Raw genomic sequence first — 18726 nt, 5'->3', positions numbered from 1 at the left:
CACCGCCTAGCTCTTGGCGAGGAACTCCCGGTCGCGGTCCTGCACGCGGCGCTCGAGCGCGGCACGGAGCCGATTGTGCGAGGCGAGGGACGGGTCCTCCGCGAGGAGCCGCTCCGCCAGCGCCCGCGCCTCCACGATCACGTCCGCGTCCTGCACCACCCGCAGCAGGCGGAGCGACGAGCGCCCGCCGGACTGCGAGTCGCCCAGCACGTCGCCCTCGCGGCGCAGCTCCAGGTCGACCTCGGCGAGCGCGAAGCCGTCGAGCGTCGCGGCGACCGCCTCCACCCGCTCGCGCGCGACCGTCCCCGCCTCCGCCGCCGTCACGAACAGGCACACCCCCGCGACGCCGCCGCGCCCGATGCGCCCGCGGAGCTGGTGCAGCTGCGACACTCCGAACCGCTCCGCGTCGAGCACGACCATCATCGAGGCGTTCGGCACGTCCACGCCGACCTCGATGACCGTCGTCGACACCAGGACGTCGATCTCCCCCGCGGCGAAGGAGCGCATCACGGCGTCCTTCTCCTCCGTCGTCATCCGCCCGTGCAGCGCGGCCGACCGGCGCTTCCCGAGCAGCGGATGCGCGCGCACGCCCTCCAGCGTCGCCGCGACGGTCGTGAGCGGCGCGGCGGCGTCCTCCTCGGGCGGCTGCGCGCCCTCGGCGGGCTCCCCCGGCTCGATCGCCGGGCAGACGAGGTAGACCTGGTGCCCCGAGCGGATCTCCTCCTCGGCGCGCTCCCAGGCCCGCGCGATCCACGCGGGGTGGTCGGCGAGCGGGACCACGTGGCTCGTGATGCCGGGGCGCCCGGCGGGCAGCTCGCGGATGGTCGAGGTGTCGAGATCGCCGAAGACCGTCATGGCGACGGTCCGCGGGATGGGCGTGGCCGTCAGCACCAGCACGTGCGGCGGGGTGGCGCCCTTCCGGCGCAGAGCGTCCCGCTGGTCCACGCCGAAGCGGTGCTGCTCGTCGATCACGACGAGGCCCAGGTCGTAGAAGGAGACCGCGTCGCCGAGGAGGGCGTGCGTGCCGACGACGATCTTCGCCGTGCCCGAGACGATCCGGAGGAGGGCCGCACGGCGCTGCGCCGCCCCCAGCCCGCCGGTGAGGAGGGTCGGCACCAGCTCGGCCGCGAGCTCCGGGCCGAGGGTCCTCGCAATCGAGCGGAGGTGCTGCCCCGCGAGCACCTCTGTGGGAGCGAGCAGAGCCGCCTGCCCGCCGCTCTCGGCCGTGGCGAGCATCGCCCGGAGCGCGACGAGGGTCTTGCCGGAGCCGACCTCGCCCTGCACCAGCCGGGTCATCGGGCTCTCAGCGGCCAGGTCGGCGGCGATCTCGTGCCCCACCGCGGTCTGGTCGCCGGTGAGGGCGAAGGGCAGCGCGGCGTCGAAGCGCTCGAGCAGCCCGCCGGGGCCGGGCACGCGGGCGGTCGCGGGGCTGCTGCGCGCCGAGGCCCGGCGCTCGAGCAGGGCGAGCTGCAGGAGGAACGCCTCGTGGAAGCGCAGCGTCTCGCGCGCCTGCGCCTCCTCGCCCTCCCGCTGCGGGCGGTGGATCAGCTCCAGCGCCTCGCCGAGGCCCAGCAGCGAGCGGCCGGCGCGCACCTGCTCGGGCATCGGGTCGGGCACGTCGCGCAAGCCGTCCAGCAGCACGCCGATCGCGGCCTGGAGCTGCCAGCTCGAGATCGCGCTGGTCGCCGGGTAGATCGGGATCGGCCGCTCGGCCCAGTCCTTCGCGAGCTCACCGCCTCCCGTCTCCGTCGCGGCGGCCTCCTCGTCGTCGAACAGGCGGTAGTCGGGATGCGTGAGCTGCGGGGTGTCGCGGAACATCGAGACCGTACCCGCGAAGATTCCGCGCACGCCGCGGTGGAGCTTCGCCGCGCGCCAGGGCTGTCCGAAGAACGTCAGCGAGAGCGTGCCCGAGCCGTCCGAGATGACGACCTCGAGCAGGGTGCCGCGCCGGTTGCGCATCGGCCGCTCGCGCACCTCGCGCACCTCCGCCACGATCGTCACGCTCTCTCCCACGGGGAGACGCGAGAGCGCCGTCAGCTCGCCCCGCTTCGCGTAGCGGCGCGGGTAGTGGCCCAGGAGCTCGCCGACCGTGCGGTACCCGAAGGCCTTCTCGACCGCGCTCGCCGTGCGCGGCCCGATCAGCGGCGCGAGCGAGGCGTCGAGGGGGTCCGGGATCACCTAGCGATCATAGGTCGGACCTCGGACGCGCGAGCCGGGCGACCGGGTCCAGCGCCGAGCGGGGCACGACCGACGCGAGCACCCGACGACCGGCACTCGCGGAGCCGCGGAGCGCGGCGGCCACGGCGGTCGCGTCGTCCCACGCCTCCGACTCGCTCGCGGACGGCGAGTAGCGCCGGCGCTCGACGCGCTCCCGGAGCCCCTGCAGACGTGCCGCCGCTCCGGGGTCGAGGGCGGGAGCCATGCGGGCCTCCTGCGCGCGCGGAGACTCCGTGTCCTCCACGGGGACGCCCAGGTCGCGGGCGGTCGCCAGCAGCTCGGCCCACGCGGCCTCGACGGAGCCGGAGCGCGCGGACCGGCGCCGCAGCGCGCGCTGGACGGCGCGCATCAGCCAGGGGACGAGCACGAGCAGCAGGAGCAGCACCCAGAGCGTGGCCGCGGGAGCCGCCGTGGTGCTCGAGGCGCCGACGGCACCGGGGGTCGGCGTCGCCGACGCGGCCGTCGGAGTGGGTGTCGCGGCGGGAGCGCTGGTCGCACCGGGCGCGGTGGTCGCGGTCGAGCCCGGGGCGGTGGGGCCCGAGGACGCCGTCGCGCTCGGCAGGGTGTAGGAGGCCGGAGCGCCGCGGCTGGGCGTCGGCTCGAAGGGCAGCCAGCCGACTCCCTCGAAGTACAGCTCGGGCCAGGCGTGCAGGTCGGAGGAGAGGACGCGGTAGGTGGTCAGGTCGCTGCCGCCGGAGGGCACGACGGAGCCGGGCTGGTAGCCGATGGCGAGCCGCGACGGGATCCCGAGCTCGCGCGCCATCACCGCCATCGCCGAGGCGAAGTGGACGCAGTAGCCCTCCTTCGTCGTCAGGAACGCCGAGAGCACGCCGACTCCGTCGCCGTCGTAGCCCTCCTCCGCGGGGGTGTCCTCGGAGTAGCGGAACTCGGACGAGCGGAAGTACGTCTGCAGCGCGCGCGCCCGGTCGTAGGCGGTCGGAGCCTCCGCCGTGACCTCCTCGGCGGTGGTGCGGACGATCTCGGGCACGTCGTCGGGGAGCGAGAGGTACCGGTCGACGCCGGACGGCGCGGGCGCGGCGAGCAGCTGCTGCGGGTCGGGCTCGAGCCGCAGCGCCTGCACCTGGTAGTCGTCTCCGGAGCGGGTCGTCGCGTCGCCGCGGATCGAGCCGTCCTGCACGTCCTGGAGCCAGCCGTCGCCGACGCCCGTCAGCGACGAGACCGGATACGGCACGGGGAGCCACTGGCTCCGCAGCGTCTCCACCGAGACGTCGACCTCCTCCGCCTCGCGCGGCACGCTCTCGGAGAGCCCCTCGGGCGCGATCGGCGCCTCGATCGGAGCGGTCTGCTCCGTGTCGCTCGGCGCCCAGTCGTCACCGTCGAAGTCCGAGACGGTCAGCACGCGGAGGTAGACGGGCAGGTCGGAGTCGGTGGCGTAGCGCAGCACGGTCACGGGGTTCGGGCGGCGCAGGTCCGCGCCGAGAGCGACCACCGGGTCGATCGCGCCGTTGAAGAGGCTGCCGGAGACGCCCGAGGGGGCGGTGGTGCGCGCGTAGCCTGCCGCCGACCCGGCGACGACTCCCGCGCCCAGGACGACGACGGTCACGGCCGCGAAGGCGGGCAGCACGGCCGCGGCCGCGCTCGGGCCGCTCGGGCGGCGAGGGGCGGCCGTGGCGGCGAGCACGCCCGCGTAGGCGAGCGCAGTGACGACGAGGCTCGCCCAGGACACCTCGGAGGGGTCCACGATCGCCGGCACCGCGAGCAGCGCCGCAGGGAACAGACCGGCCAGGGCGGGGAGGCGGACGGAGAAGGCGAACAGGTCGGCCGCCCAGGCGAGCACGACCACCCCGCCGATCAGGAGGAACGAGATGCCGTCGTCGGCGATGGCCGGGAGCCCCTGCTGGGCGATGGACTGGAAGCCGCCCTGCGCGAGCGCCTCCGCCTGCGCGACGGCGCCGGGCGTGGGGATCACGAACAGCAGGGCCCGACCGGGCACGAACATCGCGGTCAGCACGCCGACCATCGTCAGCGTGCCGAGGATCGGCGGGACGACGGGGTGCACGCGCAGAGCCCGGGCGGCGGCCGGGACGCCGAGCACCACGGCGACCGCGCTCGCGAGGAGCACCAGCCAGTCGACGCCGACGAGGAGCCGCCCGATCCCGGCGGCGGCGGCCGTGATCGCGAGGAAGAGCAGACCGCTCAGAGGAGCCGACCCGGCGCGCGGATCGCTCTCGACGCGGCGGCTCACGCCACCACCCGCAGAGCGAGAGCCTGCGCCCACGCCTCCTCGACGGAGGCACTCGGGTCGACGGACACCGCGTACCAGCCGAGCGAGGCGAGAGCCGCCTCCTCCTCAGCGGTGCCGGCGACGACGAAGGCGATCGCGGGGCGCGACTGCGCGGCCAGGGAGCCGAGGGCGTCGAGGTCCGACTCGAGGAGTCGGGTGAGGACGGCGAAGACCGGTCGCACTCCCCCGGTGTCGCGCATGTCGGCCGAGATCCGGGTCACCGCGTCGACCGACTCGCGCGAGGGCGCCAGCTCGGCCAGGCGCAGCAGCACGTCGTGCGCCACCTCGCGCTCGTCCTCCGAGTGCTCCGGCTCGCCGTCCGCACCCGTCTCGACGAGGTGGGTCTCGAAGCCGCGGTCGAGCAGGTGCACGGCGAGGGAGGCCGTCATCGACACCGCCCACTCGAGCCGGTCGTCGCCGCGCCGCTCGAGCACGCGCTCGGCCCGGGTCTCGAGGAGGATCCACGCGTGCGGATCGGTGTTCTGCTCGTCCTGGCGGACCATGAGCTCACCGGAGCGGGCGCTCGCCCGCCAGTGCACCCGGCGCATGGCGTCCCCCGGGCGGTAGTCGCGCGGGATCACGTCGTCCGTGCCGGCGCCGGCCGTCGCGTGCGCGACCGGGCTCGATCCGCCTGCTCCGTGCGCGTCCAGGACGTCGCTCTGGAGCGGCACGACCCGCGGAGTCACGACGAACGGCTGCGCAGCCCCCACGACGCTCTCGCGGAGCGCGAGCCCGAGGCCGTCGCCGCGCACCAGGCGCAGCGGGCCGATGCGGTGGATCCCGCGCCGCTCGGCGGGCAGACGGTAGCGGGCGCGCACGCGGCCGCCCGACGGGACGCCCGGCAGCCCGAAGACGCCCTCGGCGACCGGCCGGCCGACGACGACCCCGCGCTCCACGCGCTCGAGCCGGTCGTGGGCGCGCGCCCCGCTGCGGACGGCGCGGCCGCGGTTCTCGAGCAGCACGTCGACCTCCACCACGTCGCCGGCCGCGACGGTCTGGGGAGCGAAGCGGCGCTGCACTCGGAACGACGCCGGCGCCAGGAGCAGGGAGACGAGCGCGCCCAGGGGCAGGCCCAGCAGCACCAGGCCGACGAACAGCAGCTCGCGGAACTCTGTCAGCGGCGCGATCACCACTCCCGCGACGCCCAGCAGAACGAGCGCCCAGCCGCGCAGCGTCAGCGCGACCCCGCGGAGCGCGGGCAGACCGCCGAGACGGGACGACGGCGTCTCGGCGGCGCGGGCCTCAGTCGCCACGGTTGCCGAAGGGGACGGGGGTGGCCGCGACGATGCGCTGCACGATCTCGGTGACCGAGTGCGAGGATCCGGCGCCGGAGCGGCCGGGGAGGCGCGTGGCGGGCAGGAGGCGGTGGCCGAGCACGGGGACGGCGAGCGCGTCGACGTCGTCCGGCACCACGAAGTCGCGGTCGCTGAGGGCGGCGAGAGCCTTCGCGGCGGCGATCAGCTGGAGCGTGGCGCGCGGGCTCCCCCCGAGCCGCAGCTCGGGGTCGACCCGCGTGGCCTGCATGATCGCCACCACGTACTCCTGCACGGGTGGTGCGACGTACACGGAGCGCACGTAGGCCATCATCCGCTCGAGCTCGGCGAGGCCCACGACGGGCCGCAGCTCCTCGAGCGGGCTGGCCGAGTCGCGGGTGCGGATCATCTCGAGCTCGGCGCGCTCATCGGGGTAGCCGAGCGAGAGGCGGGCCATGAAGCGGTCGCGCTGGGCCTCGGGCAGCGAGTAGGTGCCCTCCATCTCGACCGGGTTCTGCGTCGCGATCACGGCGAAGGGGCGCGGGAGGAGGTGGGTGGTGCCGTCGACCGAGACCTGGCGCTCCTCCATGCACTCCAGCAGCGCCGACTGCGTCTTGGGCGAGGCCCGGTTGATCTCGTCGCCGATCAGGATGTTCGCGAAGACCGGGCCCGGCTTGAACTCGAAGTCGCGGGTCGCCTGGTTGTAGACCGAGACCCCCGTGACGTCGGAGGGGAGCAGGTCGGGCGTGAACTGGATGCGCGCGACGCTGCCGCCGACCGAGGCCGCCAGCGACTTCGCCAGGACCGTCTTGCCGGTGCCGGGGACGTCCTCCATCAGGAGGTGCCCACCGGCGAGGAACACCGTCAGCGCCATCGAGACCTCGGCCGACTTGCCGTCGATCACGCGGGTGAGGTTCCCGAGGACGGCGCCGCAGTGCGCCGTGAACTCCTCGCGGGTCAGGGGCGTCTCGGGAGCCGCTCGGCGGCCGACAGCGGAGCGGGTGTCTTCGAGCGACGTCATAGCTAGGGATTCTCGCAGTCCTGACGGGAAAAGGGTCCAGGTTCCGAGAGTTCGCAGTGTGCCGCCAGGCGGGAGCGCGCGGCGGCCGCCGGACGCCGTGGGCAGGGTGCCGCCCTATGCTCGATCCGGTGACCAGGATCATCGCCGGATTCGCCGGCTCGCTCACCCTCCGGGTCCCGCGCGCGGGCACCCGCCCCACCAGCGACCGCGTGCGCGAGGCCGTCTTCTCGGCCCTCGAGGCCCGGGACGCCCTCGACGGCGCGACGGTGGTCGACCTCTACGCGGGCTCCGGCGCCCTCGGGCTCGAGTCGGCCAGCCGCGGAGCGAGCGCGGTCGTCCTGGTCGAGCGCGACCCGAAGGCCGCCCGGACCGCGGGCGAGAACGCACGGGCGATCGTGACCGCGGCTGCCAAGAACAAGCGGCCCGCCCCGCGGATCGAGGTGGTGACCGGCTCGGTCCGCTCCTTCCTCGACGGGTCCCCGGCCCTCAACACGGACACGGTGTTCCTCGACCCGCCCTACGACCTCGGCGAGGACGACCTCGCCGCCGATCTCGCCGGCGTGCTGCCGCTGCTGCGCGAGGACGCGGTGGTCGTCGTGGAGCGGAGCTCCCGCAGCCCGGAGCCGCGCTGGCCCGCGGGTCTGGAGCGGGAGCGGAGGAAGGACTACGGCGAGACCACGATCTGGTGGGCTTCACCGGCGTCGCCCGTCTCGCCCGCTTCCTCCGCGGCCGGCTGACCGGCCTCAGCCCGCCGCGCCGTCCCAGCCGAGGTACGGGTCCCAGCCCCCGCGCCCCTCGAGCGCGACCCCGCCCAGGCGCACCTCCGGGTCCCCCTCGCGGACGACCCCGAGCGGGACGAAGCCCTCCGGCAGCGCCGCGGCGGGCGGGAAGCACGCGAGCATCGCGTGGTCCTCGCCGCCTCCCAGCACCAACGCCCTCGCCAGGTCGAGGTCCACGCCCTCCACGCCCGTGAGCCCGCGCGCGTGCACGTCGACCGCCGCGGCATCGAGGTCGATCGCCACTCCGCTCGCACGCGCCATCCGACGGGCGTCGAGCACCACGCCGTCCGAGACGTCCATCATCGCGGTGGCGGTCCCGCCCGCGGCCTCGCCCGCGGAGATCGGCGCGGTCGGGCGCAGCTGCGCCTCGAGGAGGGACGGATGCCGCTCGCGGAGCCGGGCGGCGAGGTCGGCCGACGGCTCCCCGTCCCGCCGCGCCTGCTCGAACAGCAGGCGCAGCCCGAGCCCCGCTCGTCCCAGCGGACCGGCCACGGCGAGCACGTCCCCCGGCCTCGCACCGCTGCGGAGCACCGCCGGTCGTCCGTCGAGCGAGCCGAACGCCGTGATCGAGAGCGTCAGCGTCGCGGAGGCGGACAGGTCTCCCCCGACGACTCCGCATCCCGGCGCCATCGCGGCGCAGCCGGCGGCGAGGCCGCCCGCGATCCCCTCCAGCACGTCGACGCCCAGCGACTGGGGTGCCGCGAGCGCGACGACGAGCCCGGTGGGACGGGCCCCCATCGCCGCGACGTCGGCGAGGTTCGAGGCCGCCGCCTTCCAGCCCAGGTCCGCCGGGCGCGACCAGGCCAGCCGGAAGTCGGGGCCGTGCACCATCATGTCCGTGGTCACCACGAAGCGGCCGTCGGGAGCGCGCAGCACCGCGCAGTCGTCGCCGGGTCCGACCAGGGTCTCCGCGCCCGGGCCGCCGAGCCGGGCCAGCACCCTCGCGAGCACCTCGCCCTCGCTGAGCTCGGCCAGGGTGGGACTCCGATCCTCTGCCATGGTTCACACGCTAGCGTTGACGGCGATGTCCCCCCGCCGACTCCGCTCCCCCCTTCTCGCCGCCGCCGCCGTCCTGCTGCTCTCGGGCTGCTCGGCCAGCGTCGCCCTCGAGCCCGCCGCCGATGCGACGAGCACCGGCTGCGCGGAGGTCTCGGTGCGCCTGCCCGACGTGGTCGCGGAGCAGCCCGAGCGCGAGACGAACGCTCAGGGCACCGCCGCCTGGGGCACCCCGGCCGCCGTCATCCTCCACTGCGGAGTCGAGGTGCCCGGCCCGACGACGGACCTCTGCGTGAACGTCAGCGGAGTCGACTGGATCATCGACGAGACGCAGAAGGACGAGGACATTTACACGCTGACCACCTACGGTCGCGATCCCGCGGTGGAGATCACCGTCGACCAGAGCCGCGCGTCCGGATCCTCCGCCGCGCTCGACCTGGCGAACGCCGTCTCCTACGTCCCGCAGACGCGCGAGTGCACCGACGTCTCGGACGCCGACACCCTCGATCCGACGGACACGCCCACCGGCTGAGCTTCAGCGTCAGACGCCGAGGGCTCGACTCGCTGCGGTGAGCGCACCATCGGAGGTCGCCCCCAGCTCGCGCGCGCGGGACGCGAACACGGCGGCCGCGGCCTGCAGCTCGCGCTCCAGCGCGTCCACGCCTCCCGCGACGACCGTGCCCGCCCGGCCGCGCGTCTCGACCAGGCCCGCCGACTCCAGCTCCCGGTAGGAGCGGGCGACCGTCCCCGCGGCGACGCCCAGCGTCTCGGCCAGCGCGCGCACCGGCGGCAGCCGCGTGCCGACCGGCAGCTCGCCCGCGGCGATCAGAGCGGTGATCTGCTCACGGATCTGCTCGAAGGGCGCCGCGGCCGCGCCCGCCTCGACGCGGAGCGCGAGCGCCGACGTCATCGGGCGGCGACCGGGACGCGGTCGAGCGCCGAGTCGAGCAGCTCGCTGATCAGGTCCGGGTAGTCCACGCCGCTCGCGCCCCACATGCGCGGGAACATCGAGACCGGCGTGAAGCCGGGCATGGTGTTGATCTCGTTGACGACGAAGCCGTCGGCGGTGAGGAAGAAGTCGACCCGGGCGAGGCCCTCGGCTCCGATCGCGTCGAAGGCGCGGATCGCGAGGGACCGCATCTCGGAGAGCTCGCCGTCGGTGAGATCGGCCGGGCAGACCAGCTCGATGCCGGACGCCCCGAGGTACTTCGCCTCGAAGTCGTAGAAGCCGCGGCCGGTGACGACCACCTCGCCGGCGACGGAGGCGCGGGCCGGAGCACCGCGGCGGCCGCCGAGCACGCCGATCTCTACCTCGCGGCCGACGATGCCCGACTCGATCAGCACCCGCGAGTCGTGCGCGAACGCCTCCTCCAGCGCGGCCTCGAGCTGCTCGCGCTCGTCGATCCGGCTGACGCCCACGCTCGAGCCGGCCCGCGCCGGCTTCACGAACGCGGGCAGGCCCAGCTCGTCGAGGGCCGAGGAGGCGTCGCCCGGGTCGGCGCGCCACTCCGCCTCGGTCACGAGGTACCAGGGCGCCACCGCGAGGCCCGCGGCCCGCAGCACCGTCTTGGTGAAGTGCTTGTCCATGCCGAGCGCCGACGCGAGCACGCCCGAGCCGACGTAGGGCAGCCCGACGAGCTCGAGCATCCCCTGGACGGTGCCGTCCTCGCCCCACGGGCCGTGCAGGATCGGCAGCACCACGTCGACCTCGCCGAGCGAGCGCGTCGCGCCGTCCTCGGTCGTCACGGTGAGCTCACGCGAGAGGGCCGACTCCGGCCAGCGCACACGGGAGCCGTCGTCCTCGACGCGGGGCAGCGACGCGGCATCGAGAGCGAACTTCTCAGGACGGTCCTCCTCGAGCACGAAGGCGCCGTCGGAGGTGATCCCGACGGGGATCACCTCGAAGCGGTCACGGTCGATCGCCCGCAGCACCCCGGCCGCCGTTGCGCAGCTGATCGAGTGCTCGCTGGAGCGCCCCCCGAACAGAACGGCCACGCGGAGCTTGCTGGTCATCGAGGTTCCTCTCACCCTGTGGCTCGTCCGAATCCGTGGTCAGGTGCGGCGCGATGTCCTTCGGATCGAGCGTACCGGCGAGCACCTGCGACACCTGCTCGACGATGGGCATGTCGACTCCCCTGGCGCGCGCCAGCTCGAGGACCGGCGCGACGGAGGCGAGCCCCTCCGCCGTCTGCTGCATCGACTTCACCACGTCGGTGAAGCTGTAGCCCTGGCCGAGCAGGCGCCCGGCCGTGTTGTTGCGCGAGAGGGACGAGCTCGACGTCGCGATGAGGTCGCCGAGCCCAGCGAGTCCGGCCATCGTCTCGGCCCGTCCGCCGTACGCGACCGCGAAGTCGGTCATCTCGGCGAGACCGCGCGTGATGATCGATGCCTTCGTGTTCTCGCCGTAGCCGACGCCGTCGACGATGCCGATCGCCACGGCGATGAGGTTCTTCAGCACGCCGCCGAACTCGGTGCCGATCACGTCGGTGTTGACGTAGGAGCGGAAGTAGCGGTTGGTCGCCGCGAGAGCCACCTCCTGCGCGGTGACGAGGCTCTCGGAGGCGATGACCGCCGCGGTCGGCTGCTCCTTGGCGATCTCGAGGGCGAGGTTGGGCCCGGAGGCGACGGCGATCCGGTCGAGAGAGACCGGCAGCATCTGCGCGATCACCTCGCTCATCCGCTGGCCGGTGCCCTTCTCGACGCCCTTCATCAGGCTCACCAGCACCGTGCGCTCGGTGAGGAACGGCGTGATCGCCTCGAGGTTGCTCCGCAGCGACTGCGACGGGATGGAGAGGTAGACGTGGTCCGCGCCCTCCAGCGCCTCCTCGATGCGCGGCGTGGCCCGGATGTTGCGCGGGAGGTTGATGCCGGGGAGGTAGTCGCTGTTGCGCTTGGCCTCGGTGATCTCGCGGGCCAGCTCGGCGCGGCGCGCCCACATCACGACGTCGGAGCCGCCGTCGGCGAGGATCTTCGCGAACGTGGTGCCCCAGCTGCCGGCGCCGAGGACGGCGACGCGGCGGGGCACGGGGATGGGCGCCTTCCTACTGCTCGGACTCAAAGCGACCCGTGCCCTTCTGGTTGTGCTCGGAGGGGTTCCAGCGCTTCTCGGGCGCCGCCTCGCCGCGCAGCTCCTCGAGCAGGGCGGTGATCGCCGCCATCACGACCGCGGAGGCCTCGTTGAGTGTGGCGGAGTCGAGGCTGCGTCCGCGGAAGGCGGACAGGTCGACGGGGTCGCCGACGATCACGTCGACGCGCTTGCGGCGGAAGAGGGTGATCCGCTTGGAGTAGCGGCCCATCAGCTGCTGCGCACCCCAGTGCGCGACCGGGACGACGGGCAGGCCGTACTGCAGCGCCATCCGCACCGCTCCCGTCTTGCCGCGCATCGGCCAGAGCTCGGGGTCGCGGGTGAGGGTGCCCTCGGGGTAGATGATGACCGAGCGGCCCTCGTCCACGAGAGCCTTGGCCGTCTTCAGCGGCTCGCTGCCGCGGACCGAGCCCGAGCGCTCGACGGGGATCTGCCCGGAGCCGCGCAGGATCGAGCCGAGCACGGGCACCGAGAACAGCGAGGCCTTGGCGAGGAAGCGCGGTGCGCGGCCGGCGCGCCACAGGGTCCAGCCCGTGATGATCGGGTCGATCTCGCTGTAGTGGTTCGGCGCGAACACGAAGGCCCCGGTGCTCGGGATCTTGTCGCCGTTCCGGATCCGCAGGTCGACCGAGGCGGTCATCACGGGGATCACCGCCGCCGCGAGGAACCAGAAGATGGACGGACGGCTTCGCTCAGACACCCGCCCATCCTCGCATCCCGCATCGGAGGGGCCGCGTCCCCACGCCCGGGAGCAGCGGGGCCCCGCGGTGGGAGGAGCGGTCCGGCCGCCGGGTACGGTACCGGCATGCCCCGTCCGCGTCGCCGCCCGTCGCCGTGGGACGCCGTCAGCAGGGCCCTCGGCCGCCTCGCCGACTCGCCGATCGCGCTGTCCGGCCTGGTGCTCCTGATCGTGTGGGGAGTCGTGCTGCTCGCCACGCAGGCCGGACGCGATGCGGCCGCGCTCGGCGACGGCCTCCTGCTGACGCTCGCGGTCCTCGTCGGCGGCTCGGCGTCAGTCGCCCTCGTGATCGGCGGGGTCGACGCCCTCTGGCGCGTGGCGGTGGCACCGCTCGCCCACGTCGAGGCGGAGGCGACCGGCGGCGTCGCGGTCCTCGGACGCGGCCGGCTCGGAGCGGGCCTCCGTCGGGTCGAGCCGCGGTTCCCGCTGCCGACGCTGCGGCCCTACGCGGTGGTCGTGCCGCGCCGCCGGGGACTGACCGTCTCCTTCGGCGACTGGGGCGTCGTCGTGCCCTGGGCGCGGATCGCGCGGCTGGAGCGGCGGTGGGTGCTGGTGGGCCTGCGTCCGCGCGAGGCCCTCGAGGTCGTCCTGGCCGGCACGCGGCGCGGACGCCTCACGCTGGTCCTGGTCGAGTCGCCCGGACCGCTGGGCCTCCGGCCCGCGCCGGAGACGACGCTCGCGCTCCTCGAGAAGCGGATCCGGGGACGCCTGGAGGAGGACGCGGAACCGCCCGCGTGGGGCGCGCCCGGGCGCGACAGGACCCCGGGCCGCTGAGGACGGTCGTCCTCCGCGGGACCGGGGTCCCGGTGGGCGGCTACGCGTCGAGCGAGAAGTCGGCGCCCAGCAGCTCGAGCTTGGTGAGGAAGTTCTCGTAGCCGCGGCTGATGATGCCGACGTTCGAGACCGTCGAGGTGCCCTCGGCCGAGAGCGCCGCGATCAGGTGCGAGAAGCCGCCGCGCAGATCCGGCACGACGATGTCGGCGCCGTGCAGCTTCGAGGGTCCCGAGATCACGGCCGAGTGCATGAAGTTTCGCTGCCCGAAGCGGCAGGCCTGCCCGCCGAGGCACTCGCGGTGGATCTGGATGGTCGCGCCCATCTCGACGAGCGCGTCGACGAAGCCGAAGCGCTGCTCGTAGACGGTCTCGTGCACGATCGAGACGCCCTTGGCCTTCGTGAGCGCCACGACCAGCGGCTGCTGCCAGTCGGTCATGAAGCCGGGGTGCACGTCGGTCTCGATGATGACCGGCTTGAGCTCGCCGCCCGGGTGGTAGAAGCGGATGCCGTCCTCGGCGATCTCGAACGCGCCGCCGACCTTGCGGAAGACGTTGAGGAAGGTGGTCATCTCCTGCTGGCGGGCGCCGCCGACGAAGATGTCGCCGTCGGTCGCGAGGGCCGCGGCCGCCCAGGAGGCCGCCTCGTTGCGGTCGAAGAGCGCGCGGTGGGAGTAGCCGGTGAGCCGGTCCACGCCCTCGATGCGGATCACCCGGTCGGTGTCGACCGAGATGATGGCGCCCATCTTCTGCAGGATGTTGATCAGGTCCATGATCTCGGGCTCGATCGCCGCGCCCGAGAGCTCGGTGATGCCGGAGGCGCGCACCGCGGTCAGGAGGACCTGCTCGGTCGCTCCGACGCTCGGGTAGGGCAGCGACACCTTGGCGCCGTGCAGGCCCTCGGGGGCCGACATCCGGATGCCGGAGGGCAGCTTCTCGATCACCGCGCCGAAGTTGCGGAGGACCTCGAGGTGGTAGTCGATCGGGCGGTCACCGATGCGGCAGCCGCCGAGGTCGGGGATGAACGCCTCGCCCAGGCGGTGCAGCAGCGGGCCGCAGAAGAGGATCGGGATGCGGCTGGAGCCGGCGTGCGCGTCGATGTCGGCGAAGTGCGCGGACTCGACGTTGGAGGGGTCGAGGATCAGCTCGCCGACCTCGGCGCCCTGCTTCACCTTGACGCCGTGGACTTCGAGCAGGCCCTTCACGACGCGGACGTCGCTGATGTCGGGCACGTCGCGGAGGGTGGAGGCGGTCTCGCCGAGCAGCGCCGCGACCATCGCCTTGGTGACGAGGTTCTTGGCCCCCTTGAGCTCGATCCGGCCCACCAGCGGTCGCCCGCCGTTGATGGTGATCCGCTCGGTCGTCATTCCCACCCGTGCTCCCGACGCCTTGGCGTCCTGCAGGGCCTTGGCGTCCTGAAGAAGTGTGTTCACGCTATTTCACCGGCAATGTCTTGGGCCGCCAGCTCTCGCGGCGGGTCTCGAATTCGGAAATGAGCGCTTCGTCGCGCAGGGTCAGGCCGATGTCGTCCAGGCCCTCGATCAGGCGCCATCGAGTGTAGTCGTCGATCTCGAAGTCGAAGGTCTCGCCACCGGCGGTGACCGTACGCGCAACCAGATCCACCGTCGGTTCTATTCCCGGGGTGCCCTCGATGATCTCCCACAGCCGCTCGACGTCGGGCTCCGAGACGACGGCCGCGAGCAGTCCCTGCTTGCCGGCGTTGCCCCGGAAGATGTCGCCGAAGCGGGGGGAGATGACGACCCGGAAGCCGTAGTCGCGCAGCGCCCAGACGGCGTGCTCGCGGCTGGAGCCGATGGCGAAGTCGGGGCCGGCGACGAGGATGCCGGCGCCGCGGTAGCGCTCCTGGTTGAGGACGAAGTCCGCGTCCTGCCGCCAGCCGTGGAAGAGCGCGTCCTCGAAGCCGGTCTTCGTGATGCGGCGGAGGTAGATGCCGGGGAGGATCTGGTCGGTGTCGACGTTGGCGCGCTTCAGGGGCGCGGCGATCGCGGTGACGGTCTCGAACTTCTGCACGGTCAGACTCCTGCTCTCTCGCGGACCGGCTCCAGATCGGAGGGACTGGAGAGGGTGCCGCGCACGGCCGTGGCCGCGGCGACGAGGGGCGAGACGAGGTGGGTCTTCGCCCCCTTGCCCTGACGACCCTCGAAGTTGCGGTTGGACGTGGAGGCCACGCGCTCCCCCAGGACGAGCTGGTCGGTGTTCATCCCGAGGCACATCGAGCAGCCGGCGAAGCGCCACTCCGCGCCGAACGCGGTGACGATCCGGTCGATCCCCTCGGCCTCGGCCTCGAGCCGCACCCGGGCGGAGCCGGGGACGACCATCACGCGGACGCCGGGGGCCTTGGTGCGCCCCTCGACGACGGCAGCGAAGGCCCGCAGGTCCTCGATCCGCGAGTTGGTGCAGGAGCCCATGAAGACCACGTCGACCGGGATCTCCTTCATCGGCGTGCCGGGCTCCAGCGCCATGTACTCCAGCGCTCGCAGAGCGCTGGCGCGCTCGTTCGGATCGTCGAGGACGTCAGGGTCCGGTACCGCCTGCGAGAGCGAGACGCCCTGGCCGGGGTTCGTGCCCCAGGTGACGAACGGCTCGAGCGCGTCGGCGTCGATCACGACCTCGGCGTCGAACACGGCGCCCTCGTCGCTCGGCAGCGTCCGCCAGTAGGCGACCGCGGCGTCCCAGTCCTCGCCCGCCGGAGCGTGCGGGCGGCCGTGCAGGTAGGCGAAGGTCGTCTCGTCCGGCGCGACCATGCCGGCCCGCGCACCCGCCTCGATCGACATGTTGCAGATCGTCATCCGGCCCTCCATCGAGAGCGCGCGGATCGCGGAGCCGCGGTACTCGAGGATGTAGCCCTGGCCGCCGCCGGTGCCGATGCGGGCGATGACCGCGAGGATGATGTCCTTGGCCGTCACCCCCTCCTTCAGCGTGCCCTCGACCGTGATCGCCATCGTCTTGAAGGGTTGCAGCGGCAGCGTCTGCGTCGCCATCACGTGCTCGACCTCGCTCGTGCCGATGCCGAAGGCGATCGCGCCGAACGCGCCGTGCGTGGAGGTGTGCGAGTCGCCGCAGACCACCGTGACGCCGGGCATCGTCAGGCCCAACTGGGGGCCGACGACATGCACGATGCCCTGCTCGACGTCGCCCAGGGAGTGCAGGCGGACGCCGAACTCGCCGGCGTTGCGGCGCAGCGCGTCGATCTGGGTGCGGCTGATCGGATCCTCGATGGGGCGTCCGATCTCGAGGGTCGGCGTGTTGTGGTCCTCGGTGGCGATGGTGAGGTCCGGCCGGCGCAGCGGGCGCCCCGCGGCACGCAGGCCGTCGAACGGCTGCGGGCTGGTCACCTCGTGCAGCAGGTGCAGGTCGATGTAGAGCAGGTCGGGAGCGCCGTTCTCGCCCGCGACGACGACGTGGTCGTCCCAGACCTTCTCGGCGAGGGTGCGCGGCTTCTCGGCTCTCCTGCCGGTCCCTGCTCCACTCGACGCGGGCGCGGCTGTGCCGGGTGTGGTCTCGATCATGACGGTTCCTTCTCCTCCTGGAGTCGCTGCTCGGCCGGGCGAGGCACCGCGACGAGGGAGGCCGTCAGTTCGAGGTCTCGTCGCGGCACGGAAGGAGGTGCGGGCCACTCAGCATGGACCGAGAATAGCACCGCGCTCCCCCGCCTCCCGGGCGGGCGCGGCACGGAGTCGCCCGGCTCAGGCGCGGGCGTCGAGCACGGCGTCGATGACGACGACGGTGACGTTGTCCCGTCCGCCGGCCTCGACCGCCGCACGCACGAGCGCCTGAGCGAGGTCGGCAGGGTCGCCGGAGTCGCGGCGGGCGAACAGGGCGGCGATCCGCTGGTCGGAGAGCTCCTTCGTCAGCCCGTCGGAGCAGAGCAGGTAGCTGGCGCGCGGCACGACGGGCAGCGTCCAGACGTCCGTCTCGACCTCCTCGTCGGCGCCGAGGGCGCGGGTGACGATGTTGCGGTCGGGATGCGACTCCGCCGACTCGGGGGTGAGCAGGCCGGCCGAGACGAGCTCCTGCACGGCGGAGTGGTCCACCGTCAGCTGCTGGAGTTCGGCACCGTCCCAGCGGTAGACGCGGGAGTCCCCGACGTTGAACAGCGCCCAGCGGGCCGGGCCCGCGGGCTCGGGGAGCACGAGCATCAGCCCGGTCAGCGTCGTGCCGCAGAGCGCACCGCCCACGTCGAGCGCGCGCACGGCCGTGTTGGCGCCCTCCACCAGGTCGAACACCGCGTCCACCGGACCCAGGCTCGTCGGCCGGTTCTCGCGCAGCGCCTCGACGGCGGCTGCGCTCGCGAGGTCCCCTCGTGCGTGCCCGCCCATCCCGTCCGCGACTGCCAGGAGCAGCTCGTCGGCGAGGAGGGCGTCCTCGTTGACGCGGCGGACGGCGCCGACGTCGGTGCTGCTGCTGACGGCGAGCCGCAGCGCCCCCTGGGGCAGGTCGACCGTGGTCGTCGTCATCGCGGGATCACTTCTCCTCGGCGGAGGACCGGGCGTCGTCCGCGACGACCTCGGGGTGCCCGTCGTGCAGCTGGATGTGGCGGTGCTCGCGGCGCATCTTCGCCAGGCTCGCCAGCGTCGCCACGGTCATGCTCAGCACGATGACCACGAGCGAGGTGATCGTGTCGATGTCCCACACCGGCACCGGCTCGCCCCCGTTGAGGAAGGGCAGGTCGTTCTCGTGCAGGGCGTGCAGGACGAGCTTCACGCCGATGAAGGCGAGGATGAACGCGATCCCGTACTTGAGGTACTCGAGCTTGTCGATCAGCCCGCCGAGCAGGAAGTAGAGCTGGCGGAGCCCCATCAGCGCGAAGACGTTCGCGGTGAACACGATGAAGGGGCTCTCGGTGATGCCGAAGATCGCCGGGATCGAGTCGAGCGCGAAGAGCAGGTCGGTCGAGCCGATCGCGAGGAACACGATCAGCATCGGCGTGAAGTGGCGCGTGCCGTCGATCGTGGTGCGAATCCTGGAGCCGTCGAACGAGTCCGAGATCTTGACGCGGCGGCGCAGGAGCCGGATGAGCAGGTTGTCGGTGCCCTCGTCCTCGTCCTCCGCGCCGAACGCCTGGTTCCAGGCCGTGTAGACCAGGAACGCGCCGAAGAGGTAGAAGATCCAGCTGAAGCTCTCGATGAGCTGCGCGCCGAGCAGGATGAAGACGCCGCGGAAGACCAGCGCGATGATGATGCCCACCATCAGCACCTCCTGCTGGAGCTTCGCCGGCACCGCGAAGCGGCCCATGATGATGACGAAGACGAACAGGTTGTCGACCGAGAGGCTGTACTCGGTCAGCCAGCCTGCGACGAACTGGCCGGCCAGCTCGCCGCCGCCGAGGATCAGCATCAGCAGCGCGAACACGAGCGCCAGCGACACGTAGAAGCCGACCCACAGCCCCGACTCCTTCAGGCTCGGCACGTGCGGGCGCTTGTAGACCAGCAGCAGGTCGGCGGCGAGGATCAGGCTCAGGACGACGAACGAGCCGATCACGAACCAGACGGGCAGATCGAGCATGAGGGCCTTCCGAGTGGGTGGGGGCCGAAAGTCTCTCCCCGGGGAGCGGACGGCCGTGCCGGTCCGCGTCACCCGTCCCGCCCCCGGCGCCGCGC

Annotated in this window: 17 protein-coding genes; 3 read left to right on the top strand and 14 right to left on the bottom strand. The window is 73.3% G+C overall.

All coding sequences use genetic code 11. From position 1 onward, the window contains the following. Positions 1-6: 6 nt before the first annotated feature. From C5C37_RS04685 to C5C37_RS04670, 4 genes are read right to left on the bottom strand one after another with little or no spacing between them, the layout of a single operon-like run. Positions 7-2178, bottom strand: a complete 2172-nt coding sequence (locus C5C37_RS04685) for an ATP-dependent DNA helicase RecG (protein ID WP_374954037.1) — start codon at positions 2176-2178, stop codon at positions 7-9. Between the two features lie 7 nt (positions 2179-2185). Then, positions 2186-4423: a DUF3488 and transglutaminase-like domain-containing protein gene (locus tag C5C37_RS04680; protein WP_104338536.1), complete on the bottom strand. Its 2238-nt coding sequence runs from the start codon at positions 4421-4423 to the stop codon at positions 2186-2188. Further along, the gene (locus C5C37_RS04675; protein WP_104223099.1) at positions 4420-5715 is read right to left on the bottom strand and encodes a DUF58 domain-containing protein; all 1296 of its coding nucleotides are present in this window, start codon (positions 5713-5715) and stop codon (positions 4420-4422) included. The genes C5C37_RS04680 and C5C37_RS04675 overlap by 4 nt, the downstream gene beginning before the upstream one ends. Next, positions 5705-6736: a MoxR family ATPase gene (locus C5C37_RS04670; RefSeq protein ID WP_104225624.1), complete on the bottom strand. Its 1032-nt coding sequence runs from the start codon at positions 6734-6736 to the stop codon at positions 5705-5707. The genes C5C37_RS04675 and C5C37_RS04670 overlap by 11 nt, the downstream gene beginning before the upstream one ends. A gap of 128 nt (positions 6737-6864) precedes the next feature. On the opposite strand from C5C37_RS04670, the gene C5C37_RS04665 reads away from it, so the two are divergent. Further along, positions 6865-7473, top strand: a complete 609-nt coding sequence (locus C5C37_RS04665) for an RsmD family RNA methyltransferase (RefSeq protein WP_104223136.1) — start codon at positions 6865-6867, stop codon at positions 7471-7473. A gap of 6 nt (positions 7474-7479) precedes the next feature. Here C5C37_RS04665 and thiL read toward each other — a convergent pair whose 3' ends face one another. Continuing rightward, complete coding sequence (gene thiL / locus C5C37_RS04660) at positions 7480-8514, bottom strand: thiamine-phosphate kinase (RefSeq protein WP_104319133.1); 1035 nt, start codon at positions 8512-8514, stop codon at positions 7480-7482. A gap of 25 nt (positions 8515-8539) precedes the next feature. Here thiL and C5C37_RS04655 point away from each other — a divergent pair, with 25 nt between their 5' ends. After that, positions 8540-9043: a DUF3515 family protein gene (locus C5C37_RS04655; protein ID WP_104223096.1), complete on the top strand. Its 504-nt coding sequence runs from the start codon at positions 8540-8542 to the stop codon at positions 9041-9043. Positions 9044-9052: 9 nt separating this feature from the next. Here C5C37_RS04655 and C5C37_RS04650 read toward each other — a convergent pair whose 3' ends face one another. From C5C37_RS04650 to C5C37_RS04635, 4 genes are read right to left on the bottom strand one after another with little or no spacing between them, the layout of a single operon-like run. Next, a complete protein-coding gene (locus tag C5C37_RS04650) occupies positions 9053-9421 on the bottom strand; it encodes a GntR family transcriptional regulator (RefSeq protein WP_104223095.1) in 369 nt (122 codons plus the stop codon). Further along, positions 9418-10524 carry a D-alanine--D-alanine ligase family protein gene (locus tag C5C37_RS04645; protein WP_104223094.1) on the bottom strand — a complete coding sequence of 369 codons (1107 nt, stop codon included), beginning with the start codon at positions 10522-10524 and terminating at the stop codon, positions 9418-9420. The genes C5C37_RS04650 and C5C37_RS04645 overlap by 4 nt, the downstream gene beginning before the upstream one ends. Beyond that, positions 10421-11536: an NAD(P)H-dependent glycerol-3-phosphate dehydrogenase gene (locus C5C37_RS04640; protein WP_181027083.1), complete on the bottom strand. Its 1116-nt coding sequence runs from the start codon at positions 11534-11536 to the stop codon at positions 10421-10423. Before C5C37_RS04640 ends, C5C37_RS04645 begins: the two co-directional genes overlap by 104 nt. Positions 11537-11552: 16 nt before the next feature. Continuing rightward, positions 11553-12296 carry a 1-acyl-sn-glycerol-3-phosphate acyltransferase gene (locus C5C37_RS04635; RefSeq protein WP_244229445.1) on the bottom strand — a complete coding sequence of 248 codons (744 nt, stop codon included), beginning with the start codon at positions 12294-12296 and terminating at the stop codon, positions 11553-11555. 105 nt (positions 12297-12401) lie between these two features. Between C5C37_RS04635 and C5C37_RS04630 the strand changes: the two genes are divergently transcribed. Then, positions 12402-13109: a hypothetical protein gene (locus tag C5C37_RS04630; RefSeq protein ID WP_104272690.1), complete on the top strand. Its 708-nt coding sequence runs from the start codon at positions 12402-12404 to the stop codon at positions 13107-13109. Between the two features lie 40 nt (positions 13110-13149). On the opposite strand, the gene murA is transcribed toward C5C37_RS04630, so the two are convergent. From murA to C5C37_RS04605, 5 genes are all read right to left on the bottom strand, one after another. Next, a complete protein-coding gene (gene murA, locus C5C37_RS04625; RefSeq protein ID WP_181027099.1) occupies positions 13150-14472 on the bottom strand; it encodes a UDP-N-acetylglucosamine 1-carboxyvinyltransferase in 1323 nt (440 codons plus the stop codon). Between the two features lie 67 nt (positions 14473-14539). Next, on the bottom strand, positions 14540-15136 hold the full coding sequence (gene leuD, locus C5C37_RS04620; protein WP_104272689.1) for a 3-isopropylmalate dehydratase small subunit: 597 nt from the start codon (positions 15134-15136) through the stop codon (positions 14540-14542). A gap of 2 nt (positions 15137-15138) precedes the next feature. Then, on the bottom strand, positions 15139-16635 hold the full coding sequence (leuC, locus tag C5C37_RS04615; RefSeq protein WP_104223088.1) for a 3-isopropylmalate dehydratase large subunit: 1497 nt from the start codon (positions 16633-16635) through the stop codon (positions 15139-15141). A gap of 177 nt (positions 16636-16812) precedes the next feature. After that, positions 16813-17583 carry a PP2C family serine/threonine-protein phosphatase gene (locus C5C37_RS04610; RefSeq protein WP_104338535.1) on the bottom strand — a complete coding sequence of 257 codons (771 nt, stop codon included), beginning with the start codon at positions 17581-17583 and terminating at the stop codon, positions 16813-16815. Positions 17584-17590: 7 nt separating this feature from the next. Further along, positions 17591-18631: a TerC family protein gene (locus tag C5C37_RS04605; protein ID WP_104223086.1), complete on the bottom strand. Its 1041-nt coding sequence runs from the start codon at positions 18629-18631 to the stop codon at positions 17591-17593. Between the last annotated feature and the right edge of the window lie 95 nt (positions 18632-18726).

Origin of the sequence: Rathayibacter sp. AY1F9, from assembly GCF_002932155.1 — a bacterium.
Lineage (GTDB): Bacteria > Actinomycetota > Actinomycetes > Actinomycetales > Microbacteriaceae > Rathayibacter.
The sequence above is the reverse complement of the archived record's forward strand: the minus strand, read 5'-3'. Positions and strand labels throughout refer to the sequence as shown.

Excerpts from the sequence above, each read along its gene's own strand:
- thiL (WP_104319133.1), bottom strand. The coding sequence starts at position 8,514 with ATGGCAGAGGATCGGAGTCCCACCCTGGCCGAGCTCAGCGAGGGCGAG.
- C5C37_RS04655 (WP_104223096.1), top strand. The coding sequence starts at position 8,540 with ATGTCCCCCCGCCGACTCCGCTCCCCCCTTCTCGCCGCCGCCGCCGTC.
- C5C37_RS04630 (WP_104272690.1), top strand. The coding sequence starts at position 12,402 with ATGCCCCGTCCGCGTCGCCGCCCGTCGCCGTGGGACGCCGTCAGCAGG.
- murA (WP_181027099.1), bottom strand. The coding sequence starts at position 14,472 with ATGACGACCGAGCGGATCACCATCAACGGCGGGCGACCGCTGGTGGGC.
- leuC (WP_104223088.1), bottom strand. The coding sequence starts at position 16,635 with ATGATCGAGACCACACCCGGCACAGCCGCGCCCGCGTCGAGTGGAGCA.
- C5C37_RS04645 (WP_104223094.1), bottom strand. The coding sequence starts at position 10,524 with ATGACCAGCAAGCTCCGCGTGGCCGTTCTGTTCGGGGGGCGCTCCAGC.
- C5C37_RS04610 (WP_104338535.1), bottom strand. The coding sequence starts at position 17,583 with ATGACGACGACCACGGTCGACCTGCCCCAGGGGGCGCTGCGGCTCGCC.
- C5C37_RS04605 (WP_104223086.1), bottom strand. The coding sequence starts at position 18,631 with ATGCTCGATCTGCCCGTCTGGTTCGTGATCGGCTCGTTCGTCGTCCTG.
- C5C37_RS04670 (WP_104225624.1), bottom strand. The coding sequence starts at position 6,736 with ATGACGTCGCTCGAAGACACCCGCTCCGCTGTCGGCCGCCGAGCGGCT.
- C5C37_RS04650 (WP_104223095.1), bottom strand. The coding sequence starts at position 9,421 with ATGACGTCGGCGCTCGCGCTCCGCGTCGAGGCGGGCGCGGCCGCGGCG.